This window comes from Veillonella sp. VA142, from assembly GCF_003992135.1.
Lineage (GTDB): Bacteria > Bacillota > Negativicutes > Veillonellales > Veillonellaceae > F0422.
The window spans coordinates 1-26719 of record NZ_RQVN01000022.1 but is presented as its reverse complement, the minus strand read 5'-3'; the positions used below and the strand labels follow the sequence as shown (position 1 = coordinate 26719).

The following is a 26719-nucleotide window of genomic DNA, read 5'->3' as shown; positions in this document are numbered from 1 at the left end:
CAAGGTTTAAAACGGAAAACGAAATTCGTGAGATTGTAAATACATTAAGTTATCAGCATAAAAATATTAGAAATTTACTAAGTGATCCGAATGCATTCGTTTATGCCATCCGAGATACAGAAAAAGCCGTTCAATACATCGAAGAAAATATGCTAGATAAGCATTTAAAAGAAGAATTATATCAACATTATCAAGCAGAACATGAATCCTCTAAAGATGAAATTGAACTGCCTAAATCTCCTAAAGATGTTCTCTCCTTATCCTTAGAAGAGCGTAAGAAAATCTTAGAAAATGGATTTGGTATTGCCATTGAAGGAACAGAGTATCCTGATGCCCATTATGATAAACCTGGAACTATCTACTTAGGCGGTGCTGCTAATGTCTTTGGTACAACTATTGCTGAATTATCTGGTGCTAATGAGTATACATATGGTGAAAAAGGAAAAATATATACTGGTAAACAGCTTAATGAATTGGCCAATGACCTTAGTAAAGACGATTTGTTAGGTTCCATTGATAAAAGAGGATATTACAAAACATATTTATCCTACTACATGAAACCAATATATGCTGCGCTTGATGAAAAAAATCTTAGTGAGTATAAGATTGATGAAGGTCGCTATGATATTGGTGATGGTGAATTAGTCAAAAATCACATGAAAGAATACCTCAAAAACCTAGCAGAACAAGGTAATACATCTGCTGAAATTTACTTGGCCATTGCTAATAGTTTAGAAAAAGAAGGCGAACTTACAAAGCCAACGTTTGAACATCAACCAGAGATATTTCATAAAGCATTAACTACTGCCATGTTACAGTCTGACCCAGATTATGATAACTCTATTAAATCTATGGTATCTTCTTTCGATTTACCTGGACACAACTTCTTAGAATCTTTGCAATCAGATAAACCCCCGTTAGAAGTTCTAAAAGAATATAATATCTCTAGCATCGTAGACAAAGAACCTTACCTGGATAAAGATTTATTAAAAACATCTGTCAAAACTATAGGGTATTCCGAGAGTAACCTTATAGATAGTTTAAACAATTCTATTCGTCTAAGCGTTGTAAAAGGATTGGCGGATAAAGAATATATCGACAAAACTATGTTATCTGAAGATATGCAAGCGAATTTAGAAACGGCAGATAAAATGGCGGAAACCTATCATAAAAAATGGTTAGCCTACCAACGTCATACAACTAATGAAGCCTACCCTTATGGGGCTTATATCGCATACTCAGAAAGTAAGGATGTATTAGACTCATTACCTGGTAAATCTACTACTAACACTAAGGATCAAAGTAAAGTACCAGAAACTAAGGACCATGCAACTACTGAACAAACCTTACCTAAAGGAACACCTATACCACACTATGATCCCCCTGTAGTCATCAAAAAACGGTCGCCAAATGCTTTATTCAATAAAGAAAACTCTCCATTTGAACCTAAAAAGACTACAGACAAAAAAATGCAAGGAGGCCTCTCTCCTAAAGCGAAGGAACAGTTATCCACAAGACAAACTGCTCCTATGAAACCAATTGTATATACTAAGTCTACACCTAAAGATATTACTAAAGACAAAGGTCGCGAACGAAGTATATCCAGATAATTGTTTGTCTTTCAATAAGGTAGAATCATTTACCATCAATCAGCACTCTATCTTAACTTACAGAAATACAGCCTTAACATAAAATGGCTCTTACACTATCTACTGTGTAGGAGCCAGAAAGGAGAATGTATGTATATCCCTAAAGCTATAAAAGTATCAATCATCACTACATCTATTATTTTAGGTGCTTCTACACTTCCCTCTCACGCATCAGGAATCCCTGTTATAGATACATCTAATATTATGCAGCAAGCAAAAACTTTTGCTGAAACCGTGAAAGTCGTTACGAATACGGCACAGCAAATTCAATTACAATTGCAAGAATTAAAATCATGGCCAGAAGAACAGTTGAATAAATTAACTTCTAAATTTGATAGCGGCGTGCAAAAAATTACAGATACGATTAATAGTAAAACAAGTATCCTAGGTGATTTAAATAAAGGAATTGGTAAAGAAGGATGGTCAGAAAAAGGCGGTCTTAGTACAAATGAAATTAAAGATATTCTTTCTAAATCTTTTCCAGAAATTGGCACCACTACTAACCTAGCTACCAACCAAGATGCCCTCCAGGCATCTAAGCGTAATGGTTGGAGTGTACTGTCCCAAAGCAATATAGATACACTCCAAAAATACCATAAGTATACACAAATGGTAGCCGATGCAACGCAGGAGTTAGGAGATTTAGTGAAGATGTCTGATAAAGCTGTTGGCGCTAAGCAATCTGCTCAAATTGGCAATAGAATTAGCGCCGTAAAAGGTAGAATTGACGGCATTAACAGTATTCTCTCTGCCTTAACTGGTCAACAAGCTGCTTTAAAAGAAGCCCAGGAATTACAAGAGAAGAAAAATGAGGAGATTGCTACACAAGCAAGAGTTAATGCAGAAATTCAAGCCGTAGATAAAATAGTTAATAAACCTAATCCTAAATGGGGTGATGATCCATGGGATCAGCTCATCAAAAAAAGAGGTCATGCCTCTTGGATCGGCCTATAATTATTAATTTATTTTGCTAGTATTACTAAATATAAAAGAGGTCCAACCTTACGGTTTGACCTCTAATAATTATTGTTTTCGTTGCTCGGCTCTTTTCTTTACAAGTGTATCCCATGGATCTTCTCCTAATCCTGGAGATGGTTTTTTGACCATCTTTTGAATAGATAAAATATTATTATTAATTTTTAGCCATTCGTCGTCTTTTTCTTTGACTGTATTTTTTAATGCTATCAAATCATTATTTAATTTAACTTCTTTTAAAGCCAATTTCTCCATTTCTTGTAACTTTACTTGAATTTTATCTTCTACAGCTTTATGTTTTTCGAATGCTTCTTCGTAAGTTTTATCTAATTCATTATAAGGAAGTGGTTCAAGATTTTTCATTTCTACTTTATAGGCTTCATCCATTAATGTTAATACTTCATTTTTAGCCGTATTATATTTCTCTTCTTCACCACAACCAGCTAATACCATTATACAAAGAGTTAACGCCAACATCATTAAAATTCTTAACCGTTTCATAATTCATCCTTTCTGGAGGTGCATGCATATGACTCCTATTTCTTACACTGGAAATTTTACCGATGCAGACGCTCTAACAAATTTAGTTAATTTTTTTAGAGCTAACTCTGTCATTGGTTATGAAAATCTTTTACCCTATTCTATCACACTTTTACTTATTTTCGTAGGCATAGACATCGTATTCTCTTGGTCCATTTATAATGGTTCAATGAGAATGCAAGAATTAGTTTCTAAGCTAATTAAAGTTGGTATTTTACTATTTGTAATTCAACATTTACCAGAAATGACTAGAATTATTATTCGTTCATTTCAGCAATGGGGATTAATAGCAGCAGGAGCAAATTTAGATATAAAAAATTTTACAACTCCAACAGAAATTTTAAATATGGGGATTAAAATCATTTCAAATCCTGAAACTAAAAATGGAATACTAGAGCAAATGGCAAAAATTAGTATTTTTACTAACGGAGGATTATCCACACTCTTTATGTGCCTTATTGCTATGTGCTGTATCGTATTTTCTTTCTTTATGATGGCCATTGAATTAGCTATGGTTATTATTGAGTTTAATATTTTTGCTTCTATATTAGTAATACTCATTCCATTTGCAGCAATGAAACAAACATCTTTTTTATTTCAGCGATGTGTTTCTACAGTAATTAACTATGGAATAAAAATGATGATTATTTATTTTCTCATTGCACTTGTAGCCTCTACTGCAAAACTCTTTACCAGTATAAATGTTAGTAGCTTAAGTATTCTTTTAACACAATCATTAATTTACTTAGCCCTCGGCTATATTGTTTGCAAGGTCCCTACCATTATTTCAGGTATGCTTAATGGCCAACCTTCTATGAGTGGCAATGGTGTTGCTAGTTCCGTAGCATCAGCACCAGGAAAAGCACTTTCTACTGCTGGTGCAGCAATTGGTGGCGTAGCTGCTATAGCTGCTGCTTCACGAGTACAAGGGGTTAATAAATGGGATACCTTTAAATCTTCTTCGGCTCAATTTGGAAAGAATATGCTTGGTATGGCCAAAGCAAAAGCTGGCGCCTCTGTACTACGAGGAGCGGACAAAACAAATGAATTATTACGAGCTGGAAACGCTATCGAAAATGGTAGCTGGAAACGACAAACAGATGAACAGCGTAATACAGGTATGGATTCTGGTATGACTACTTCAAAAAATATTCCATTATCTAAAAAAGCCCAAGAAAGAGTTACAGAAGTACAAAATTCTATGAATCAAGACTTAAACAACATAAAAAGTCAAAGTAAATTTGAAATGCCAACATCAACTCCATATTCAGCATCTAAACAACCTGATAACAGTTATGTTCCTATGCCTAAAGACCCTCCTCCAGCACCTTCTCCAAATAATTCTTCTGCACCTAAAAATGAAAATGAAACAGATAAGCCAAAGTCTAATTAATCATGAAAGGGGGTGCTTAGTATGAAACGATTATTTAAATTGTTGTGTATAAGTCTACTACTCTTATGTTCTACTATATCTGTTTTCGCTATTACACCCCCTTTTAAAGGTGGACCAATCACATCTGGATATGGTCCTAGAAGTATTGACGTTGGTGCAAGTGATTTTCACTATGGCTTAGATATTGGTGTAGATGATACATATATCCATGCACCTGCTGATGGATATGTTCAGCATGACGTAGATGGTGGATTTGGTGAAGCCCATATCATATTCTGGTTTGGTGAAAATACACCTTACAAAAATCAATCCTTACTTTTCGGTGATTTAGGTGATGAATCCAACTATATGAATGGCGGCCTTACTGGTGTTCGAGTCCCTGTAAAAGAAGGCGATATTATTGGGGTCGTTCATGGATTTGATCCTAAAGTTGCTGATGGCCCACACGCACATATTGAGTACCATCCTAATGGTGAAACATATGGTGGTGGTTCTGAGTACGTTGGTGAATTTTTAAAATCATTAGGAATGGATCTTTCTGGAAATGTATATTCTAAGGACTACAACGGTTCAGGCGAACATGACACAGGAATACCTTGGAATGTGCAAGCCTTAATGGGAATTGGTAATTCCATCAATGATACGATGGTAAAATTCCAGGGCTTTGCATCTAAAGCCTACGATAATATCCACACCTATGCACTTTCTCTTCTATTCATTTTATTTGCCACGGATATAGTATTTCTAATCATCTTATCTGGATTTGAACTAGATTTAATGACCATGCTTTCAAAATTGGTCAAACTAGGAATATTCATCTTTTTAGTGGAACACTGGAAGGAGATCGTCAACACTATATTTAAAGGATTTATCACATTAGTTGGCACCTCTTATGCAGGTACAAATGCTAACTTTTTAAATGATGTCAGTCAGCCACAATTATTATTACAAAAAGCAGTAAGCCTACTGAATCCCGCACTGAATAAGATTGCTTCGTTTGGTGCTAGAGATTTCATTAGTAATATCGGTACGATTTTACCTATTTATATTCTAACCTTCCTTGTTATAGGGATATTCATTTTGGTTGCATTATATATTATGATTTGCTACTTAGAGTTCTATATCAGTGGTGCACTTAGCATTATTTCAGTACCATTTGGAATACTACATTGGTCCAAGTTTATTCCTGAAGGCTTTGTTGGCCATTTAACTTCTAGCACCATCAAACTAATGCTAATTTCAGTACTCGTAGGGTTAACCACTATTGCTGTAAAAGATGTAACGGTAACTGAAATGTTTTCCGCTACAGTTAGTGCTACAGAAACAACTACTGGGGTTCCAACAGATACGACCAGTGGTGGTTATGTAGGGATGATTTATGAAGAAGCTGAAAAATTTGGTGTAGACCCTGCTGTAATTTTAGCAATTGCTATGCGTGAGTCTGGTGGGGATACGATAGATGGAATTACTATGGATGCAACTTCAGAGTCAGGGGCTAGAGGAATTATGCAAGCAATGCCTGGACAAGATGGAGTTGACGAAAGTGGAAATCAAGTACATATTGATGAAGCCTATCCAGGTTACCAATCTGATGCTAGACAAAATATACGTGCAGGGATTGCCATTTTTAAAGCTAAATTGGATGTTGCAGATGGAAATATTCCTCTTGCAATTGGCTACTATTATGGAGATCCAACTGCTTCCTATTCATCTCAAGTACTAGATAATTATTCAGCTATTACAGGTCGGGACTTCTCTAAATTATATAGTAGTACAGGTCACAAAAACCCTCATAAAATTACCACAGAGCAACTAGTTACCTTCTTAACCTTCTGTACAATTTTAATCGCATTAGCATTATTGATTTTAAAAGTTCCAGATAAATTAATGAAACACTTAGGAGGTCAAATTGAACTACCGTAAGTTTCCTAACTTCAAAAATAAACCCAGCGCAACTTTAAAACCCTTTAAAAAACTAAAAAAAAGGACCTTTTGGGAGCGTTTAGTTAGACCTAAGTATATTATCATACCTAGACCTCAAACCGATCACCAAAAGGCTATTATGGGTGGTTTTTTAGGGTTGGTAAGTATTCTATTCATAGCTATTATGATTAGTTTCTTTCCAATTATATTTTTTAACGTCACTGATAGCGCTCCACATGGAATATATGTAAGAGTTCCTGGCCAAGCAATGTATGGAGATTATACCGTAGTTCGATTACCACATTCCATTTATTTAGATAACGGACGTATCGAACCAGAAGGAAAACAACTGATTAAGATGGTTCGGGCTTTACCAGGTGACACGTTTACAATTGAGCCTACAGAAATTAAAATTCACGAAAAGGATCCAGTACAGTTTGAAAAATATGCACTCCATCCTTTTAATTCAGAAAAGGATTCTAGTTATAAGATGTATATTTCCTATGTGATTAATCCTAATCCTACATTACCTCATATTCCTAATGGAACCTATACCGTACCTGAAGGTTCAAAACTATATATCAATCCACCTGTTGGTTCATTTGATGGCCGTTATTTAGGACCCATTGATGATCACTATGAACTTGGTAAAATTGTTTTACTCTTAGATTTCAAGTATATTAATAGGCTCTTAAGTTTATTTGAATTAAATGAAGTTTCTTTATGAAAGGAGAATTTGAAATGTTATTTGATTTATTATTCCTGATCTTTTTAATTATTCTATTGTTAAGCACTATCACGTGTTCTGTATTTTGTTTTAAAGTGGTATCTCAATTAAATACGTTTAAGAAAGATTTGAATACAGTATCTCGTGAATTAATCACATTTAATCGCAATACGAAATAAAAGGAGGGATTGATTATGAAAGGAAAGAAATATCTATCCACTTTCATGATTGCTACTCTACTAGGCTTAACCGTCTTTCCTACTAACATTGATGCCAGATGGCATCGTCATTATATGCCTATCCATCCTGGAGACCATGTTTTTGATGCTAAACGTTTCGCCGACAGTGTTCGAGAAACAATTCAACAAGGCTTAGTTTTTAAAAATATGATCGAACAGCTCAAAAATCTTAATTTAAAGAATATGGGTACCAAACTTAGCTATCTTACTGCATCACTATCTACTTTTAAATTACCTAATCTTGATGGAATCATGGGTAATCCTAATAAACCAGGTACATTTACATCATACGGTGCTAACAATACATATGGTGCAGATGTACTGTATGACAACATGTTTCCAAGGCTTGTAATTGGTGAAAGAGAGACAAATAACAATAACCTATTCACACTCTCTACAAGGCTTAATTCATCTATTACATCTTCACAAGATGCAATGACAAAAACCCTCTCCAACGATACACCTGGTATTCGTGGAGAGGGGCAAAAAGCTCATGTATTAGAGGCCTTACAAGGATTTCAAAAAGGCGAATATATTCAGTATAAAGCAGCCCAATTAATCCAAAAATTAGAAAAAGATCAATTGGAACGACAAACAGAACGCTTTGAGCATGAAAAAGCTAGTGTTCATATGCAAACTATTACAACTGATCCATATCATCCTAATGAATTTACAGAAATTCACAAGAAAGATTTACCTGTTCAAACTAAAGCAATTGGGATGCCAGATTTATAGAATTACTTACTCTCTTTTTTCTTATTGATTAAAGAGAGTAAATTTTCTAATACTAACAATTCGTCCATTTCAAACTCTGTTAACATTTGTTGAATTTGGACACGTTTTAATTCTAGTAGTGACATTGTGTTAATAGGTCGTTGATCCACCATCATACTGGAAGTATCAGCATTTCCAAGCAATAACCATTTCATATCTACGCCAAGTTTAGCTAATGAAACAAGAAGTTCTAATGAAGGCGGTCTACGCCCTCCTTCTACATCTGATAAATTTGGTTGAAACATATTAAATTCTTTCGCAAAGTCTTTTTGCTTCATATTAAATGCAATCCGAACCTGGCGAATACGTGTACCAATTGTATCTTTTACGTCCATTACCTACACCTCACTATATAACAATATAATATATTTTAAAACCCAATAACTAAGCTATTTATATTGAAATTTTATTAAAAATATAAAATTTTGTCAATTATTTTATATCATTATTGATATATTAATTAGAAAGGAGAATCTGAAATGAAGCGACTTATTATTGCGGAAAAACCTGATATGGCCCGAGCATTTGCATCCTATCTATTTTCAGATAACTACACCAAAGGAAATGGTTGCCTGATCTCAGGAGATACAACGATTACCTGGGCCTTTGGCCATATGTTAAAAAACGCAATGCCTGGAGATTATGGTGAAGAGTTTAAATCCTGGAATACATACCCTATTTTTCCTAAAGAATGGTTAATGAAAGTCGATGCCAACTGTGTTAAACAATTTAAAGTAATCCAGGAACTATTACAATCAGCAGATGAAGTCATTCACGGGGGAGACCCTGATCGTGAAGGACAATTATTAATTGATGAAATCTTAACTTACTGCGATTATAAAGGACCTATCAAGAGAGTCCTTGCCAACGCAAAAGATAACGACAGTCTGGCACGTGCTTTTAATAACCTGGAAGATAATAAAAAATACTACAATTTATATCAATCTGGATTGTGCCGTTCTCAAGCCGATTGGTTAATTGGTATGAACTTAACCCGCTTATATACACATAGAAGCAAATCATTTGGCCATCGTGAATCATTCCGTGTAGGTCGTGTAAAAACACCTACATTAGCACTCATTGTGCAACGAGAACATGAAATTAAGAACTTTACTTCTATTAAACACTACTCATTACAAGGAACATTTGAGCAAAATCATCTATCATTTAATGCCAAACATATCTTATCTGAAACTCTAAAACAATCTTGTGATGCTAATGGTTATTTGACTGATAGAGCTTTATTAGATGGTTTACTTCTTAAATTGCAAGATCAACCTGCCATTGTAAAAAATGTTAACTATTCTGAAGGTGAAACTGAACCACCATTACCTCACTCTTTGGATACCTTACAAGTAGAAGCTAATAGCGTATACGGATATAGTCCAAAACAAGTATTAGAATTAACACAATCCTTATATGAAAAAGCCCATGTATCTTATCCTCGTTCAGATTGCAACTACATCCCTACATCACAGCACGATGATGCTAGTAAAATTTTAGGGACAATTAGAAACAGTATAGAATTACCTTCTATTGATTCCTTGTTAGATAGTAGTCAACAGTCCAAAGCATTTAATGATAAGAAAATAACTGCCCATCATGCCATTATTCCTACTTCGGTGTTACCTAAATCATTAACTAGTGAAGAGAAAAACATCTATGAATTAATTGCTCTGAGATATTTAATTCAGTTTATGCCTCCAGAAAAGTGGAATAAAGTAGAATATACTATTGGAATTGCTGATGAAGAGTTTAAAGGCTCTGGTAAAGAAATTGTATCTCCTGGGTTTAAAATTGTTTTGGCCAAAACTAAAAAGCAAGACGAAGATGAAATAGATTCCGATTCAACTAATTCCATTTTACCTTCGCTCAAAGAAGGTGATACCCCTAAGGTGTCTAAAATTAGTGTTAATGAATCCAAAACCAAACCTCCTAAACGATTTACTGAAGGCACTTTAATCAAAGCTATGGCAAATATCTATCAATTCATCCCTAAAGATGAACCCTTGCGTGAAAAATTAAAAGAATTAAAAGGTATTGGTACACCTGCAACCAGAGATACAATTATTGCTGAATTACTTTCCACTAATAGTAATGGTAATCCTTGTCTTCCTTTAGTTTCTAAAAAGGGAAAAGAATTATTACCAACAGCTTGGGGCGAACAATACATTAAGATTATGGATGCAGATCTAACCACTCCATTATCAACTGCAATCATGGAATCCTACTTAGCTAAAGTAGAATCTGGTGAATATTCTTTACATGAATACATCAATATTTTAAAAGAAATGATTAGTTCTATAATTAAAAAGGTAGAATCTCAAATATTTCCATTTCCAACAGATTATGTGGAGGGTGAACTAATCTCTTGTCCAATTTGTAAAGAAGGTCAGTTGTTGAAGAAAAAGGCAAAAAATGAAAATAGATTTTTCTATGTCTGCTCTGACCCCAACTGTCATCACCCAGTCACTTTAAAGAAAGTATTCTATAAGGATTCGCCAAAAGGTCCAGTCATCCATCTATGTGATGCCTGCCAGGTGGTAACAACTGCTTGTAAAGGTCCTTATGGTGACTATTACCACTGCCCATCATGTCACGCTAACTATAGTGCAGAAGGCAATAAAAAGAAACCAATCAATAAATAAAAGGAGGATATATGAATGACACTAGTTTTAGAAGATTTAGAAGAAGGTCAAATTCCTAGCACAGTCGATATAGAGAATCCTAAAGAATCAAATAAAGATAAATATCCTGGAGCTAATGGTGATGAATCTAGCGGTGATATGACCCTTCACCCTTCTAAACCAACACCTTCAGAAGTTTCATTGCCACAGACAATAAATGAAGACCTTAACATTGGCATGATGAACTATGTTAAGAATATCTTTGATGAACAAGGAAACCAACTAAAAGAACTAAATGAATCTATCAATACTTGTTTTGATAGGCATAATACCTTTTTACACAAACAAGATATTCAACTACAAGAAGCAATTGATACATTAAATAAGTATAGTAGTGGACTATCAAAAACTTTCAAAGAATCTTTTATAAAAAAACTCCGCCAGGATATTGTTGAAGAACTAAACTCTTTCTTACAATCTGAACTTGAATCATCCATCAAAGCAGCGCATCAATCTATGAAAGAAACTATGGAAGTTGGCCATAAAAACTACCAGATGCTAATTAAATTAATGGATCAAAATTATAAAACGTTATTTAATCAATACAAACATCCTTTTAAAACAGTTCGTCTTTTCTTCTGGTTCTACATAATCTCCTCAATAATCAATTCATTACTAGCAATATTCCTTATTGTGAAACTCTTAAATTAGATACTATAAAAGCCTACGATGCCACTCGTAGGCTTTTATATTTTTTAATGACTTATAGATGCTTTATTGCCCTGGAATGGTCAAATATCGGTCAATTCTAATATAAGAAATCTCATAAAACACTGTTTTTAAGCCATTTATGATATATATTTCCAAGAATATAACATTCTTTACCCTTAATGCTCAATACCAAGACGAGCTTCTACTCCTTGATCATAATAATGACGGTACGCTTCCATAACGGTAACCAAGTCCGCTTCATCTAAGAGCCATTGAGGCGCCCCACGACCAGTAAATACTACTTCTACATTAGGATTTCGAGCTGCTAGTAAAGCACGCCCTTCCGCTTCGTCAATTAAACCGAAAAATAGCGCCATATTGTATTCATCTAAAATAACAATATCAAAGTCCCCTGTCGCCACCGCCTGCAGGGCACGCTCTTGACCGATGTGGATCAAGTCCTTGTACTCTTGTGGAGGTTGCCCTTTTGGAAATACCACTACATCATCACCCCATCGACGCAACTCTTCATCACTTTTCATCCCTTCTGGAATGATAAAGAATGGTTTTCCCACTGTTTCTACTGTTATGGGTTCTAATTGATCCAATACAGCATGTTCTGAGTACACCTTAGATTTCATAAATTGAAGGAGTAATACTTTCTTTCCTACTCCTGCAGCACGCACTGCGAGACCGATAGCAGCGGTTGTTTTTCCCTTGCCATCACCTGTATATACTTGTACATAGGATTTCATAATTGCCTCCTATTGAATGGGTAAAAATAATAATGGATCTGTAGCCACACCATTCACACGTACTTCGTAGTGAACATGGCTACCTGTACTTTTACCAGTGCTACCCATCAGCGCAATGGATTGTCCTTTTTTCACAGTCATTCCTACTTGTACTAGGAGTGCTGAGTTATGCCCATATTTTGTCACAAATCCATTACCATGATCGATTTCTATTTCATTACCATAGCCACCATTATACCCTGCATAGGTCACAGTACCTGCTGCAGTGGCTACAATTGTAGTACCTACATCGTTAGCGATATCTAAGCCTTCATGAAAGGCCCCTCCACCGTACACAGGGTCTTGTCGTGCCCCAAAAGTAGAACTAATGACGCCTTTAGCAGGCCAAATAGATGGCATATGACCATTAGCATCTGTCGCATCGCTCTCCATGGCCAACATAGATTGAAGTTCTCGAATATCTTTCCCCACTCCATCCTTGAGGACATTATAGAGGGTATACATAGAGACCATACGTCGTTGTGCTTGACGATCTAAACTAGATATACGGGCAGATAATTGGGTCGTTGTAAAAGTTTTATTTACGCTTTTGGGAGAAGGGTCCTCTTTCTCTTCTTTGCTTTGTGTACTACCATCTGTTTTGGGCACTGTACCCGACTCTGTTCCTTTAATCATATTTCTAATATTTTGATCTAGCTCATCCAGAGTCTTCATTTTTTTATCTAAGACTTCTACCTTTTGGTCCAACAGTTTTAATTGCTCTTTTTGCAATTGATTTTCTTGTCGCAATTGTAATACTTCTACTTGTCTTGCTATCCCCCAAATACCAAATCCTAAGAGGATAACTAAGATAGCAATTACTATAATCGCTATGGTCTTAATTTGTTGTTTTGTAAACCGCAAATTCCAGCCATCACCATGTTGCTCTAGATGTGACTGCAACCATTTAGGTATTTGCATATAACATCCTTTCTATGCTGACACAGAAGAACTGGCTAACACATCTCCATTGCTTCGTTGTCCCATAGCAGATTGCAAGCTAGCTAATTCTTCTTGTGAAAGACTTGCTAAACTTTTACCATTTACAATTGGTTTCGTAAAAATACGTGATTCATTTCGTCCATACACGCTAGAAATAACAATACCATTGAAGTTGCCATCTAATAATGTTAAGGAAAAAGATAGTTCATTACCTATATTTTCAAAGGCATTATATTTCACAAAACCAATATGCTGAAATGTTTGTGCCTGCGTAGATTGAATCACTTTTTGTTCTGATAAAATCGTTTGCCAAGTGCTCGCCATATCTCGTAATTCTTTTACTTCAATAGCAAGACGTCGCTCAATACTCTGACCATTTTCGCCATCCATAAAGTATCGATACCGCTTGGTTAGGCGACTCACTCGGATATGTAAACTGAATGCATGTAATATTAATAGTACAATAATCCCTGCTAATATCCATGGTAACCAAGGTAATAGTTGTTCTAACACAATAATCCTTTCTATTCTAATTCATGTTCAAATGGTTTGATGGCACGTTGTAAAATGCCATGCAAAGAGGCTATCAATACACCATAGTTAACGATAGGAACCCCTTGTACAGAGGCTACATCAATGCGTCGCAATACCTCTCGACGTGTCAACATACAGCCACCACAATGAATAATAACATCATACTTAGATACATCATGAGGAAAATGCCCACCACTGGTCCACTCTAACTCTAAGTCTGTGTATCCTTTTGCTTTCAGCCATCTTGGAATCTTTACGGTTCCAATATCTTCACATTGTTGGCGATGTGTACAGCCTTCACTGATCAGCACTTTAGAGCCTGCTCGCAATTGGTCTATTGCATGTACACCTGACACTAAATCTTTTAACTTTCCTTTAAAGCGCGCCATTAAAATGGAAAAACTTGTTAAGGCTATCTCCTCTGGCACAATTTGACTCACCGCCTCAAAGGCTTGAGAGTCCGTAATCACTAACTTCGGTGGTTTGCGTAATTGCTCCAACGTAGTTGACAGTTCCTCTACTTGGCAAACCATAGCCGTACCATGATGGTCCAAAATCTCTCGAATCATTTGCACTTGTGGCAAAATAATGCGACCTTTTGGAGCTGATTCGTCAATAGGACATACTAACACAAATATATCTTTTTCTTCAATATAACCGCCTAATAAGGATTGTACATCCTCATCTACCGGTTTTAATTTGCTTAACGCTTCTAGCAAAGTCATGCGGGTTGCCCTATCGTTGACATCGGCTATTACTATTTGCGATGTATAAGGCTGTAGTTCTCCGTGGGTTTTGATAAATTCAGATCCTTGATGACCATCTACTTCATTGATGACCACCAACGTAGGTATATGACTACTTTGTAGTTGTTGCAACCATTCTATATCTTCTGGAATCGGCTCAACATCTGTACGCAACATATACACGGCTAAATTCATCGTTAGCAATACTTGTTTCGTCTTTTCTACCCGCAACAAACCTAATTCCGATGTATCATCGATGCCTGCCGTATCTACAATCATGACAGGGCCTAAGGGCAGTAGTTCCATCCCTTTAGACACTGGGTCTGTAGTGGTCCCTGCAATAGGAGACACTAAGGAAATCTGTTGCTCTGTTAGCGTGTTAATCAAGGTGGATTTACCTGCATTACATCGCCCAAAAAAGCCTATGTGCAAGCGATTCCCTCTTGTTGTTTCTAATACCATAGACTTCCTTTCTATTCACTTTCAATATAACTAATTAAACGCATCAATTCTTCTTCACTTTTGAAAGAAACTTCAATAGTACCTTGTATTTTTTTTGTATTTTTTAAACGAATATCTACAGGAGCACCCAAACTATCTTTCAATCGTTGCATTAACTTGCGTAACTCCGCTGTTGGTTGAGGCTGCGTCGATGTTAAGCGTTTCTTGCCAATCTGTAGCTCTTTTACTAGTTGTTCGACTTGACGGGCATTTAAATCTTTTTCCTTAATCCGTTCTAAGGCTTGTAATTGTAAATGCTCTCCATCTAATGCCAATAAGGGTCTTGCTTGCCCTACCGTTAGCATACTTGTTTCTAACTCTTGTTGTAAAAACTCTGGCAATTGTAATAATCGCACAATATTGGCTACATAAGAACGACTACGGCCTACGGTCATAGCAATTTCTTCCTGTGTTTTTTTGAAAGTATCCATTAAGTACTGATATCCAAAAGCTTCTTCGATAGGATTTAGATTTTGCCGTTGCAAGTTTTCTACTAAGGCAATTTCGCTCACTTCCTCTGTTGTATAGTCACGGACCACCACAGGAATTTTAGTCAATCCAGCTTGTTGGCATGCACGCCAACGGCGTTCACCAGCTACAATTTCATAATGATCATCTACCTTACGAACCGCAATGGGTGCAATGAGTCCATGTGCCTGAATCGATGCCACCAGGGTTTCCATATCTTCTTCTGTAAAGCGTTTACGAGGTTGATTAGGATTAGGTTGTATTTTAGTAATATCCATTTCATAACCACTTTTATGTCCATCTTTAAAAGAACCGGACAATCCAAAAGACCCTAATCCTTTACCAAGACCACCTTTTGTTTTCTTAAGCTCCACGCTCAATTACCTCCCGCGCTAAGGCACAATATACTTCAGCCCCTTTAGACCTCTTATCATAGATAACTACTGGCAAACCATGGCTAGGAGCTTCTCCTAATTTCACATTTCGTGGTATCGTTGTAGTGTACACAGCATCACCGAAGTAATTTGTTACTTCCTCTGCTACTTGCACCGCTAATTTAGTTCTACCATTATACATGGTGAGTACAACACCTTCTAATTCCAAATCTGTGTTAAGTTCTTCTTGCACTAGCTCGATGGTCTTCACTAATTGGCTCACACCTTCTAAAGCATAAAACTCTGTTTGTATAGGGATTAACACACTATTGGATACTGTTAAGGCATTGATTGTCAACATACCCAAGGAAGGAGGACAGTCAATAATGATATAGTCATAGTCATCTACGATAGGGGCTATGCATTGTTTTAAAGTATATCCTTTGTCTTCCATTGCTACTAAGTCTACCTCAGCCCCTGCTAAATCGATGGTAGTCGGTGCAATTTGCAATGTATCTATAACAGTAGATTCTATGATGTCAGTAATAGACACATCATTCACAAGCATTTCGTACACGCCTTGGTTGATGTCCTCTTTATCGATTCCTAATCCACTTGTGGCGTTTCCTTGAGGATCTAAGTCTAATAAGAGCACTCGTTTTCCTTCTACAGCTAAACAAGCACTCAAATTAACAGCAGTTGTCGTTTTACCAACACCGCCTTTTTGGTTGGCTACGGCAATAATTCTAGCCATGATTTCACCTCTTTCTTATCGTCTTATCACATTATAACATAGATTAGTGTGTTTTTTATGAAAGGCGCCAGTATTTCCTTATCTTTTTTATATATTTTTTACTGTTTCACGTGAAACACTATATCTTTTGTCCACTTAATTGTTTCACGTGAAACATTCTAGCAATCTATTGGATACTACCCCAAAGAAACTTGCATATACTATCTAAAATAATATCTATTATAGAACAAAAAAGGAACGTTGACCCAATCTGTTCAACGTTCCTCTCTAGTCTGTAACACATGATGTCACATGTCACTTATATTTTTATGATATTGTCATACTATTACGTATCAATTAGCATCTCTTTATGCTATCCAATGCTCAATAGATTGTTATAGTAATTAATGTGTAATAGTTTTTATGGCATCTGACACCTAATTACTTTATGCTATATAATGCCCATAGATAGAAATTGGTATTACTCGTCCCCTAACAACCCTTTTACTATATTCACCGCTGAGATACCATCTTTGGCATAAGAGTCAGCTCCTGCTTCGTCTGCATAGGCTTGAGATAATACAGCACCGCCTACAAGAACTTTAGCATTAACGCCTGCATCACGTACTGCTGTAATGGTTTCATTGATCATCGGCATAGTAGTCGTCATCAAGGACGCAATGCCAATAATCGGAGCATTATGTTCTTTCGCTGCGGCTACGATTTCTTCTGGCGATACATCTTTTCCTAAGTCCACGATTTGGTATCCATTGTTTTCTAACAGGGCAGATACGATATTCTTACCTAAATCATGAATGTCACCTTTAACCGTAGCTAGGATAATCGTCGCCTTTTTTTCTGCAGTGCCTTCTGGCAATACTTCTTTGATTGTTGTAAAAGCAGCTTGCATTGTTTCTGCTGCAAGCATAACTTGTGGCAAGAACGCTTTACCAGATCCAAACTTTTCACCGACTACCGCCATAGCATCAGATAACCCTCTGCGAGTCACCTCTAGTGGATCTAACCCTTGTGCTAATGCTTCTTTCACTAATGGCACAACCGCCTCTTTTTCCCCTTGTTCTACAGCATGTTTAATACATTCAATAGGGTCATCACTGTGGAAGGCTTCTGCTGTAGCTTTCACCTTTTTCGTCACCACTGCATTTTCATCGTCATCACCGTACTCAGCAATGAAGTCCGCAGCTGCTGGGTCAAAGCCCATGAAGGTACGTCCTGTAATGAAGGCTTTTCGTACAATCTCATTCATCGGATTCATAATAGGACATGTCAAGCCACTGCTCAATGCCATCGTCAAGAATTGTGCATTCAAGTACGCCCGTTGTGGCAACCCAAAGGATATATTGGATAAGCCCATCACTGTTGGGAAGCAAAATGTTTCGGCATACAGTTTTAATGTTTTTAACGTTTCTCTTGCTGCATGTTGGCTACTAGCTAATGTCAATACCAATGGATCCAACAGTAAGTCATTTTGTCGTAATCCATAGTTATACGCTTCTAAAACAATTTCTTTCGCTAAAGACACGCGCTCTTCTGCCGTTTCGGGCAATTCTTTTTTACCTAATGGCAAGCATAGTAATGCTGCCCCATATCGTTTTGCCAACGGCAAGACCGCTTCTAATTGTTCAGGCTCTGCATTCACAGAGTTCAACAATGGACGACCTGGGTAGGCTTTCAGGCCTGCTTCCATCGCCACTGGATCTAATGTGTCGATAGATAATGGAACCTCCACAAGCATAGTTAATTCTTCGATAGCTCGTTTCATCGTTTCCCCTGGGTCGACGCCAGTGACACCCATGTTTACATCCAACACGTCTGCCCCTGCTTCTACTTGGGCTAAAGCATCTTTTTTCACCATTAAGAAACTACCCTTGCGAATTTCTTCCGCCAGCACCTTACGACCTGTTGGGTTTATGCGTTCCCCGATGATGATTGGTTTTTCTTGCAAACCTACTTTCACTACGCTAGTACGGCTTGTGAAAGCAGTAAACGGTTCCACATATGGTCGTTCTGCTGGTGTATGTGCTCGCGCTGCCTTTGCGATAGCTTCAATGTGTTTTGGTGTACTACCGCAACAAGCGCCTAAGTAGGTCGCCCCTGCATCGAGGAAACGAGGCGCATATTCACCCATCTCTTCTGGTCCCAATGGGAAGATCGTTTCTTTCCCTACTAATTGTGGCATACCTGCATTCGGCTGAATGCTGATTGGCAAGTTCGTCACCGCTGCCATACGTTCTACGAGTGGCAATAATTGTTCAGGTCCCAAGGAACAGTTGATACCTACGATGTCTGCTTCCATGGCATCCATTAAAATAGCTGCTGCTTCTGGTGGTGTGCCTGTGATGGTACGTCCATCTTCACTGAAAGAGAACTGACAAATAATCTTCACATCATCTTTTGTTTTTCCTAGCTCTTCACGAGCATCTTTGGCGCCCAATAAGGCCGCACGCATTTCTTGGATATCGATGATCGTTTCAATAATCAGGTAATCTACACCGGCATCGATAAGAGCTCTTGCTTGGTCTTTGAAAGTCTCATAAATCTCATCAAATTGAGCCACCCCTAATGGTGCCATAAAGCGACCGCTAGGACCCATATCACCTGCGATTTTCGCATTCGGGTTAATCTTATCCCGTGCAGCTTGCGCTACTTTCACAGCAGCCCGATTGATTTCATCCATGCGATGCCCCAATTGATATTCATCCAGTTTTAAAGCTGTCCCACCAAAGGTGTTAGTCGTAATAATATCACTACCGTGACGCAAATATTCTGCATGGATATGCTCTACCACGTCCGGATGTTCTACGTTAAATAATTCTGGGCAAGCCCCGTCACCAAGACCTGCCGCCTGCAGCATGGTACCCATGCCACCATCTATAATATATACCATATGTTCCTCACTTATGTATCAGGCACATTGCTCGCCCAAGGCAATATACTTCGTATAACGATGACTATACTCTTCCCTAGTATCAGTACATCACGTTACTTATCTATTCATCAATTTATTATTTTAAAAAAGTATAACTATCTTAAGGATATCCCACATAGGATACCTTTTCAGTACTATCCATCACAAACGGTACATTTGTTTAAATGCACGACGTCGTCCCCTTCTCTGGCAACTTACGAGATGCGCATCCTACTTGGCTACAAGATGTGCAGCCTCGTTGTGTCTTTGGTCCTTCTTCATCTACTGTTTGACAGCCCACGATAGCCGTTACCGATTTACGTGGAAATAGCATGCTTGTGTCTGTCACCGTCAATCCAATTTCTTCTGTCTTAATAATCTTAGCAAATTCTTGCTGAACTGTGACAGGCCAATTACCATAGCCAGGGCTAAAACGCCACGTCGTTTTAAAGCCCTGTTTTTTCGCTTCTCGATCAATGAGTTCATTCACTTGGTCCGCCACTTGTTCTACAGCGGTTGTAGCCGCTGCATCCACGAGAAGACCTAATGTAGATTTTCCTTCTTTAAATAAAGCGGAGCTACGTTCTTCTACTGCCTCTCCTACTGTGACAGCAAGGACATATACTTTCTTAGCATTTCCTAAATGACGAATGATACCTGTGGCATCTAGCACCATCGGTGGATCACTGAGTATCGTATGTGTCTCTGGATCATAATCATAACATTGGTACACACCACGAGGTTCTGCTACTAGTTGCACTTCTAAGGCAGCTTCTTTCACATATTGTTCTGGAAATCCATCCGCATGCTTTAGCCCAGAGTATCGTTTTATTTCATCTTCATTGAGTTTTGGTAACCGTCCATTATAGATTGCCATCGTCTCACCTCAATCTTGTATTGCAAATATAAAACATGTGCGAACACAACGTGACCGCACATGTAAAAGAGTACTTATTAAGTATACCATAGTTCATACTTATAAGCATTTTTCTATATTTTATTATAAGTTATAGTGCAAAGCTATAAAGGCTTTATTTTAATCTCTTTTGGTTTACGAGGATATTTCTTTGCTGTAGGCTTTATCTTTTTGATATACACGACAGCTCGTTTATCCTCCAAAGTAGGTAATATCACCTCTTTGACCTCTACAATTTCACCACCCAAGATGGATAAGGCTCGTTTACTTTCCTCAAGCTCTTCCTGGACGATAGAGCCTTTTAAGGCTACCATGTAGCCCCCTACTTTCACATACGGTAACCCCCATTCCAATAAGATGGATAAACGAGCCACCGCACGGCTAGTGAGAAGATCAAAGGATTCTCGATACTCTTGATGCGCTAAATCTTCTGCACGGCCATGTAATGTTTGTAATCCTTGTAACTCTAAGTCTTGGATAACACCGTCTAAAAAGCGCAATCGCTTTTGTAAGGAATCAAATAAAGTAATCTGCAAAGACGGGTCGTAGATGCCAAGTGGAACCCCCGGAAAACCTGCTCCAGTTCCTAAATCAATGACCGTTGCACCATAGGTAAAATACTTAGGGTCATAACAAGATAGAGAATCTACTACATGTTTTAAAGCAAATTCTTCCGCCTCGGTAATGCCCGTTAAGTTCATGTGCTCATTGGTGCTTACTACATGTTCATAAAACCGTTGTAATTGGTCAATTTGTACATCTGTGAGGTCCAACCCATAGGTGTCGGTGTGGGTTTTCACATAGTTTGAAAACATCATATTAACCTCTTTCACGGTAATACTGCTCAATTTGCACTAAGAGAACAGAAATATCCGCAGGTGATACTCCAGAAATACGGCTTGCCTGACCGATGGAATGTGGGCGAATGGCATTCAATTTTTGAATGGCTTCCAAGGAAATACCTTTCATGGATGTGTAATCCCAATCTTGAGGGATGATTTTAGCCTCTAACTTGCGCACCTTTTCCACTTGTTCCATTTGCTTTTTAATATATCCATCATACGTAATGGTAATATCGATTTCTTCTTCTACTGGCGCTTCGTAACGAGGCAATCCAAAGGCCTCAGCCACTACCGCATAGTTCAGCTCATTTCGTTTCACCAAATCGTAAGCCTTAATACCTGTTTTGATGCGAGGTGTACCAATACGATCTAGGATTTGCTGCGTCTCTTCGCTAGGGTTTACAGGTGTATCCGATAGTAATTGAATAGCGGCTTCAATTTTGCCTTGTTTCACTTTGAAAGCTCTATATCGTTCTTCCCTAACAAGTCCGATTTCATAGCCTTTTTCTGTTAAACGCATATCTGCATTGTCTTGACGAAGTAACAAGCGATATTCACTGCGGCTTGTCATCATGCGGTACGGTTCTTTCGTTCCTTTCGTTACCAAATCGTCGATAAGCACACCAATATAGCCTTCGGAACGGGATAAGATAAATGGCTCTTTTCCTTCTAACCATAAGGCTGCATTAATGCCTGCCATCAAGCCTTGTGCTGCCGCTTCTTCATAGCCAGATGTACCATTCGCTTGCCCTGCAGAGTACAAGCCTTGGATATGCTTCACTTGTAAAGCAGGTGTCAATTGCAATGGATCTAAGCAATCGTATTCAATGGCGTAAGCAGGACGCATGATTTCTACATCTTCCAACCCAGGGATGGTACGCAAGAACGCATATTGCACATCAATAGGTAAACTTGTACTCATACCTTGGACATACATTTCGTTGGTGTGATTGCCTTCTGGTTCCACGAATAATTGGTGGCGCTGTTTATCTTCAAAGCGAACCACTTTATCTTCGATGGATGGGCAATATCTTGGGCCCGTTCCTTCGATAACACCCGTGTACATAGGGGCACGATGTAAATTACCACGAATAATATCGTGTGTTTCCTGATTGGTGAACGTCAACCAACATACTTGTTCATTGCGATCAATCCAATCAGACATAAAGGAGAAGGCTCTATGGTGAGAGTCACCAGGTTGCATTTCCATATTCTCTGTGTGCAAGGTTCGTTTATCTACACGAGCTGGTGTACCTGTTTTGAATCGCATCAGCTTAATACCGTGATTCAATAAAGATTGAGACAGCAGCTCCGCTGTCCGCTGTCCATTAGGACCACCTGTGTACGCCAATTCACCAGTAATAATCTTACCTTTTAAGTACGTACCCGTACATAAGATAATGGCCTTTGCTTGATATATTTCTCCTAATTCAGACACAATCCCCTGTACAACACCGTCTTCGATGAGCAATTCATTGACCATGACTTGCTTCACATTGAGGTTCTCTGTGTTTTCTAAGACTTCTTTCATACGGCGTTGGTAGGCCACTTTATCAGATTGGGCCCTCAAGGAATGTACCGCAGGGCCTTTGCCTGTGTTGAGCATGCGCATTTGGATGGCTGTCGCATCCGCATTGATGCCCATTTCACCGCCCAAGGCATCTAACTCGCACACTAAGTGACTTTTACCAGGTCCCCCAATCGCTGGGTTACACGGCATAAGGGCAATGTTATCTAAATTCAATGTGGCCATCAACGTGCGGTGCCCCATGCGGGCTGTGGCTAACGCAGCTTCACAACCAGCATGACCACCACCAATGACGATCACATCATACGTATCTACTAAATACATGTATTCTCCTATTTTCCTAAACAGAATCGTTTAAATAATTCATCCACCATGGATTCACGTAAACTTTCACCAGTAATATCACCCAGTAGCTCCCAAGCAGCACGAATGTCCGTGACGATTAAATCGATAGGCATACCGCTATCTATGGCAAGAATGGATTGGTCTAAGCTAACTTTTGCCTGCTCCATCAAGGTGATGTGGCGCACATTGCTGAGCATTGCCTCATGACTGGCCTGCACAGAACCGCCTTGCACCAAGGATGTAATAACCCTCGCCATCTCATCCATCCCTTCCCCTTGGGCCGCGCTGATAGTGACAATCTCTGTGAAAGTCCCCAGTGCCGCAATCTCTTCTTTGCTAACACATTGCGCTTGGTCTGCTTTATTCAAGAAGATGATACTTGGACGATTCGTAATGAGCTGTAGCAACTCTTGTTCTTCCGGCTCCAATGGTTTAGACCCATCTATGACAAGGACTACCACATCTGCTTTATCTAAATATTGACGTGCTTTTTCAACACCCATACTTTCCACAATATCTTCGGTCTCACGAATCCCTGCGGTATCAACTAATCGCACGGGAATCCCTTGGATGGTCAGAAATTCTTCAATACTATCACGGGTCGTGCCTGGAATGTTCGTCACAATGGCACGGTCCTCACGAAGTAAAGCGTTCATCAAGCTAGATTTCCCCGCATTAGGACGGCCAATGATAGAGACCATCACACCATCACGCAATAATTTGCCACGCTGTGCCGTCGCCAATAAGGTATCCATCTTCTCAAGGATAGGTTCTAACCCCGTCCGCACCTCTTGGGCTGACACCTCTTCAATATCTTCCTCTGGGTAATCGATAGTTACCTCTAGGTGGGCAATCATAGCAATTAATTCATCCCGTAAAGCGCGAATATACTTGGATAAGGTGCCGTCTAATTGATTGACTGCCACTTCCAAAGATTGCTCCGTCTTCGCATCAATAATGTCGATGATGGCTTCCGCCTGAGTTAAATCAATACGACCATTCAAAAACGCTCGCTTGGTGAACTCCCCTTCTTCTGCCTGACGTACACCCTCTGAAAGTAGGACTTTCAGTATTTCACGGACCGACACAAAACCGCCGTGACATTGAATCTCTACCACATCCTCCGCCGTATAGGAATGAGGACCTTTCATCAACACCACGATGACCTCATCTAATATTTTATCCGTCTTAGGATGGATAATATGACCATAATGGATCGTCCGCGTCTGGCGCTCACCCAGTGGCACAGATTGCTTACTGTGAAAGATACGATTCACAACATTGCAAGCCTCAGGGCCACTGACACGGATAATACCAATACCGCCAATCCCTGGAGCCGTCGCAATCGCTGCAATCGTGTCATCTAAAAACATAGTATCTCCTGTCTACATCAATGCCGTCGTTTTAAGATATATCTAGTAGATATCCTTTATAGGCATACTATATATACATAGTATCATTAACATATCATTATGACACTTTCATGATACTCCTAAAAACCATATCTGACATCGAGTAATACCATTTCACATAAAAAGAAAAGGCCTTATGGCCTTATATAAATTATATCACGCAACCAAGGTAACATCAATGATAGATAGGAGAAAACTCCCCGAAGAACGCCGTTACGTGTAGTAGCCTTGTGGCGTTCCTTACTACCTAAATCACGCAATTACAAAAAGAGCACGATGTGCTCCGAACAAACATTATGAAATACCGTTTGTGAGGAGTATACCGTGCTCTTCCCTTTATCATATTCAGTTACGAGCGCCACAGGCTACATAGCAGAACAAGTGACGATTTAATTTTTTTTCTTAAACATCCAATAGATATAATAAATCACAAGCCCATAGGTAAGGATATCAAAGACTGGCATAAATGGAACCATAGCTGCTAGTCGTTTAAAACCATGTACATGAATATCCACAGCAATCAATGCTACTAAGTTCAATCTATGAATCCAAACAGCTACTTTACGAGGTATAGCTGTCGCTAAACCTTTAAACCATGGTGTTAAGAAGAAAATACCCACCAAAAATGCAATAAACATTGCTGTTAAGGATGAATAGCCTCCCCACCAGCCTAACGGAGATTTTACAGCTTTACCAAAATATACATACCAATGAACACCTATCAAGGCAGTAGCCACAACACCTACAATGCGATGTACTTTATACATTTCACCTACATTATAACGTGCAGTAAACCATTTTGGTTTTGTTGTAAGATACGTCAACACTATCCAAGATGCATATGGAAATAATCCTAAATAAAGTTGCCATTTGAATGGTGGTCTATCTTGTAAAAAATAACCATATTCAACCATACCAATCAAAGCTAATGCTAGTAAAATAATCCATGCCAAAATATGGTACTTGCTTTTAAACTGCTTTTTTACTGTGTTTTCCACTTGTACAATACACTCCTCACCTAATAATAACAACACATAAAATAATATATATTATAACAATATTAATTCTCATTGTAAAGTATCAAAAACATAAAAATATACATAAATATGGCTATTTTATATATTTTTATTAGATAAATTATATCAAATAGATTAACTTGCGAGGGATACATACTCTTCTCTTTGAACTATTTATTTATGAATGCCGCAGGCTACATAGCACCATAAGTAATAACCCAAAGGAGTGTACTTTTTTGTAGAAAGCCTTTCGTCGTTCCCTTTCTACCTGAATCACAAAAACACAAGAAACAACCCCAAGGAGCGCCACCTTATCGTAGAAAGCCTTGTGGCGTTTCCTTTCTACTTAAATAAGGCTCTATAATAAATGTTGGGGCTACTCATATAAGAGTAGTCGCCAACATTCTTTTTTTGCAATAAAATAGACATATACAACCTCAAACCGTATCATAACAGTAACCACACAATTAAGAAAGGGTGAGTCATATATGTCTACAGTTAATTATACAGAAATTATCTTTAAAATTAAAGAGGAATATATCAAATATACAAGAGTAAATGAGGATGGTTCTGTTCACTTTACTCTTGAGATGCCGGTAGCTGAGCAAGTGTGTCCTCATTGTGGAGCGAGCACTAGAAAGTCTAAAGGTAAACGACCTAGAGACGTTAAATTTGGTGCTATACAGCATCATACAGTGACTGCAACCTACTTACAAAGACGCTACAAATGTCAGGAATGCAACCATACTTTCATAGAAAAGAACCCTTTTGTTAGTCGTTATTTGCGACTCAGTAAAACTAATATGGAGTATCTATTTAGACAATTAGGCGAAAAAGGATCTTTCACCGAGATGGCTAAACGCAGTGATGTTTCTGTGTCTACAGTCATTCGGTATTGCTCTAAATTAGCTATTCCAAAGCCTGCACAATTACCTACGGTACTAGGTATTGACGAATATAAAGGAAATGCCGATGGGCAAATATACCAAGTCATCATAACCGATTTGAGGAATCATTCTGTCGTGGATATTTTACCTAAACGGGATACACGAGCTCTTATTCAATACTTCAAAACTTTTTC

23 protein-coding genes are annotated in these 26719 nt (G+C 38.1%); 9 read left to right on the top strand and 14 right to left on the bottom strand.

Going from position 1 to position 26719, the window contains the following annotated elements; translation table 11 throughout:
• A partial coding sequence (locus EO117_RS09285) for a hypothetical protein (RefSeq protein WP_164727546.1) occupies positions 1–1610 on the top strand: 1610 nt, incomplete at its 5' end.
• 129 nt (positions 1611–1739) lie between these two features.
• Positions 1740–2603, top strand: coding sequence for a type IV secretion system protein (locus EO117_RS07750; protein ID WP_126939901.1), 864 nt, complete (start codon positions 1740–1742; stop codon positions 2601–2603).
• 69 nt (positions 2604–2672) lie between these two features.
• On the opposite strand, the gene EO117_RS07745 is transcribed toward EO117_RS07750, so the two are convergent.
• Entirely contained in the window at positions 2673–3125 is a 453-nt protein-coding gene (locus EO117_RS07745; protein ID WP_126939900.1) for a hypothetical protein, read from the bottom strand.
• Positions 3126–3153: 28 nt separating this feature from the next.
• Between EO117_RS07745 and EO117_RS07740 the strand changes: the two genes are divergently transcribed.
• The 4 genes from EO117_RS07740 to EO117_RS07725 all read left to right on the top strand — a co-directional run bounded on the left by EO117_RS07740 (position 3154) and on the right by EO117_RS07725 (position 8181).
• Positions 3154–4557: a type IV secretion system protein gene (locus tag EO117_RS07740; RefSeq protein ID WP_164727545.1), complete on the top strand. Its 1404-nt coding sequence runs from the start codon at positions 3154–3156 to the stop codon at positions 4555–4557.
• 21 nt (positions 4558–4578) lie between these two features.
• On the top strand, positions 4579–6480 hold the full coding sequence (locus tag EO117_RS07735; protein WP_126939898.1) for a type IV secretion system protein: 1902 nt from the start codon (positions 4579–4581) through the stop codon (positions 6478–6480).
• Positions 6467–7207, top strand: coding sequence for a S26 family signal peptidase (locus tag EO117_RS07730; RefSeq protein WP_126939897.1), 741 nt, complete (start codon positions 6467–6469; stop codon positions 7205–7207). The genes EO117_RS07735 and EO117_RS07730 overlap by 14 nt, the downstream gene beginning before the upstream one ends.
• 194 nt (positions 7208–7401) lie before the next feature.
• A complete protein-coding gene (locus tag EO117_RS07725) occupies positions 7402–8181 on the top strand; it encodes a hypothetical protein (RefSeq protein WP_126939896.1) in 780 nt (259 codons plus the stop codon).
• A gap of 2 nt (positions 8182–8183) precedes the next feature.
• On the opposite strand, the gene EO117_RS07720 is transcribed toward EO117_RS07725, so the two are convergent.
• Positions 8184–8555 (bottom strand): helix-turn-helix domain-containing protein, encoded by a 372-nt coding sequence (locus EO117_RS07720; RefSeq protein WP_009353725.1) that lies wholly within the window; start codon positions 8553–8555, stop codon positions 8184–8186.
• A 144-nt stretch (positions 8556–8699) separates the two neighbouring features.
• Here EO117_RS07720 and EO117_RS07715 point away from each other — a divergent pair, with 144 nt between their 5' ends.
• Positions 8700–10868 (top strand): DNA topoisomerase 3, encoded by a 2169-nt coding sequence (locus tag EO117_RS07715; protein WP_126939895.1) that lies wholly within the window; start codon positions 8700–8702, stop codon positions 10866–10868.
• A gap of 15 nt (positions 10869–10883) precedes the next feature.
• Positions 10884–11558, top strand: a complete 675-nt coding sequence (locus EO117_RS07710; RefSeq protein WP_126939894.1) for a hypothetical protein — start codon at positions 10884–10886, stop codon at positions 11556–11558.
• Positions 11559–11734: 176 nt separating this feature from the next.
• Here the strand turns inward: EO117_RS07710 and EO117_RS07705 are convergent, their stop codons facing one another.
• From EO117_RS07705 to EO117_RS07650, 12 genes are all read right to left on the bottom strand, one after another.
• On the bottom strand, positions 11735–12313 hold the full coding sequence (locus tag EO117_RS07705; RefSeq protein ID WP_126939893.1) for a cob(I)yrinic acid a,c-diamide adenosyltransferase: 579 nt from the start codon (positions 12311–12313) through the stop codon (positions 11735–11737).
• A 9-nt stretch (positions 12314–12322) separates the two neighbouring features.
• Positions 12323–13273 (bottom strand): M23 family metallopeptidase, encoded by a 951-nt coding sequence (locus tag EO117_RS07700; RefSeq protein WP_126939892.1) that lies wholly within the window; start codon positions 13271–13273, stop codon positions 12323–12325.
• A 12-nt stretch (positions 13274–13285) separates the two neighbouring features.
• Positions 13286–13807, bottom strand: coding sequence for a DUF4446 family protein (locus tag EO117_RS07695; protein WP_126939891.1), 522 nt, complete (start codon positions 13805–13807; stop codon positions 13286–13288).
• 11 nt (positions 13808–13818) lie between these two features.
• Positions 13819–15036, bottom strand: a complete 1218-nt coding sequence (hydF, locus tag EO117_RS07690; protein WP_126939890.1) for a [FeFe] hydrogenase H-cluster maturation GTPase HydF — start codon at positions 15034–15036, stop codon at positions 13819–13821.
• Positions 15037–15047: 11 nt separating this feature from the next.
• On the bottom strand, positions 15048–15917 hold the full coding sequence (locus tag EO117_RS07685) for a ParB/RepB/Spo0J family partition protein (protein ID WP_240632605.1): 870 nt from the start codon (positions 15915–15917) through the stop codon (positions 15048–15050).
• The gene (locus EO117_RS07680; RefSeq protein WP_126939889.1) at positions 15907–16671 is read right to left on the bottom strand and encodes a ParA family protein; all 765 of its coding nucleotides are present in this window, start codon (positions 16669–16671) and stop codon (positions 15907–15909) included. Before EO117_RS07680 ends, EO117_RS07685 begins: the two co-directional genes overlap by 11 nt.
• Positions 16672–17131: 460 nt before the next feature.
• Positions 17132–19558: a homocysteine S-methyltransferase family protein gene (locus EO117_RS07675; protein WP_126939888.1), complete on the bottom strand. Its 2427-nt coding sequence runs from the start codon at positions 19556–19558 to the stop codon at positions 17132–17134.
• Positions 19559–19760: 202 nt separating this feature from the next.
• Positions 19761–20456, bottom strand: a complete 696-nt coding sequence (locus EO117_RS07670; RefSeq protein WP_126939887.1) for a vitamin B12 dependent-methionine synthase activation domain-containing protein — start codon at positions 20454–20456, stop codon at positions 19761–19763.
• A 143-nt stretch (positions 20457–20599) separates the two neighbouring features.
• Positions 20600–21313, bottom strand: a complete 714-nt coding sequence (gene rsmG / locus EO117_RS07665) for a 16S rRNA (guanine(527)-N(7))-methyltransferase RsmG (protein WP_126939886.1) — start codon at positions 21311–21313, stop codon at positions 20600–20602.
• Between the two features lies 1 nt (position 21314).
• Positions 21315–23189: a tRNA uridine-5-carboxymethylaminomethyl(34) synthesis enzyme MnmG gene (gene mnmG, locus EO117_RS07660; protein WP_126939885.1), complete on the bottom strand. Its 1875-nt coding sequence runs from the start codon at positions 23187–23189 to the stop codon at positions 21315–21317.
• A gap of 8 nt (positions 23190–23197) precedes the next feature.
• Positions 23198–24583 carry a tRNA uridine-5-carboxymethylaminomethyl(34) synthesis GTPase MnmE gene (mnmE, locus tag EO117_RS07655; protein WP_126939884.1) on the bottom strand — a complete coding sequence of 462 codons (1386 nt, stop codon included), beginning with the start codon at positions 24581–24583 and terminating at the stop codon, positions 23198–23200.
• Positions 24584–25011: 428 nt separating this feature from the next.
• Positions 25012–25620 (bottom strand): hypothetical protein, encoded by a 609-nt coding sequence (locus EO117_RS07650; protein ID WP_126939902.1) that lies wholly within the window; start codon positions 25618–25620, stop codon positions 25012–25014.
• Between the two features lie 506 nt (positions 25621–26126).
• On the opposite strand from EO117_RS07650, the gene EO117_RS07645 reads away from it, so the two are divergent.
• A partial coding sequence (locus EO117_RS07645; protein ID WP_164727544.1) for a transposase family protein occupies positions 26127–26719 on the top strand: 593 nt, incomplete at its 3' end.

Excerpts from the sequence above, each read along its gene's own strand:
- EO117_RS07750 (WP_126939901.1), top strand. The coding sequence starts at position 1,740 with ATGTATATCCCTAAAGCTATAAAAGTATCAATCATCACTACATCTATT.
- EO117_RS07745 (WP_126939900.1), bottom strand. The coding sequence starts at position 3,125 with ATGAAACGGTTAAGAATTTTAATGATGTTGGCGTTAACTCTTTGTATA.
- EO117_RS07740 (WP_164727545.1), top strand. The coding sequence starts at position 3,154 with ATGACTCCTATTTCTTACACTGGAAATTTTACCGATGCAGACGCTCTA.
- EO117_RS07735 (WP_126939898.1), top strand. The coding sequence starts at position 4,579 with ATGAAACGATTATTTAAATTGTTGTGTATAAGTCTACTACTCTTATGT.
- EO117_RS07725 (WP_126939896.1), top strand. The coding sequence starts at position 7,402 with ATGAAAGGAAAGAAATATCTATCCACTTTCATGATTGCTACTCTACTA.
- EO117_RS07720 (WP_009353725.1), bottom strand. The coding sequence starts at position 8,555 with ATGGACGTAAAAGATACAATTGGTACACGTATTCGCCAGGTTCGGATT.
- EO117_RS07715 (WP_126939895.1), top strand. The coding sequence starts at position 8,700 with ATGAAGCGACTTATTATTGCGGAAAAACCTGATATGGCCCGAGCATTT.
- EO117_RS07710 (WP_126939894.1), top strand. The coding sequence starts at position 10,884 with ATGACACTAGTTTTAGAAGATTTAGAAGAAGGTCAAATTCCTAGCACA.
- EO117_RS07705 (WP_126939893.1), bottom strand. The coding sequence starts at position 12,313 with ATGAAATCCTATGTACAAGTATATACAGGTGATGGCAAGGGAAAAACA.
- EO117_RS07700 (WP_126939892.1), bottom strand. The coding sequence starts at position 13,273 with ATGCAAATACCTAAATGGTTGCAGTCACATCTAGAGCAACATGGTGAT.
- hydF (WP_126939890.1), bottom strand. The coding sequence starts at position 15,036 with ATGGTATTAGAAACAACAAGAGGGAATCGCTTGCACATAGGCTTTTTT.
- EO117_RS07680 (WP_126939889.1), bottom strand. The coding sequence starts at position 16,671 with ATGGCTAGAATTATTGCCGTAGCCAACCAAAAAGGCGGTGTTGGTAAA.
- EO117_RS07675 (WP_126939888.1), bottom strand. The coding sequence starts at position 19,558 with ATGGTATATATTATAGATGGTGGCATGGGTACCATGCTGCAGGCGGCA.
- EO117_RS07670 (WP_126939887.1), bottom strand. The coding sequence starts at position 20,456 with ATGGCAATCTATAATGGACGGTTACCAAAACTCAATGAAGATGAAATA.
- rsmG (WP_126939886.1), bottom strand. The coding sequence starts at position 21,313 with ATGATGTTTTCAAACTATGTGAAAACCCACACCGACACCTATGGGTTG.
- mnmG (WP_126939885.1), bottom strand. The coding sequence starts at position 23,189 with ATGTATTTAGTAGATACGTATGATGTGATCGTCATTGGTGGTGGTCAT.
- mnmE (WP_126939884.1), bottom strand. The coding sequence starts at position 24,583 with ATGTTTTTAGATGACACGATTGCAGCGATTGCGACGGCTCCAGGGATT.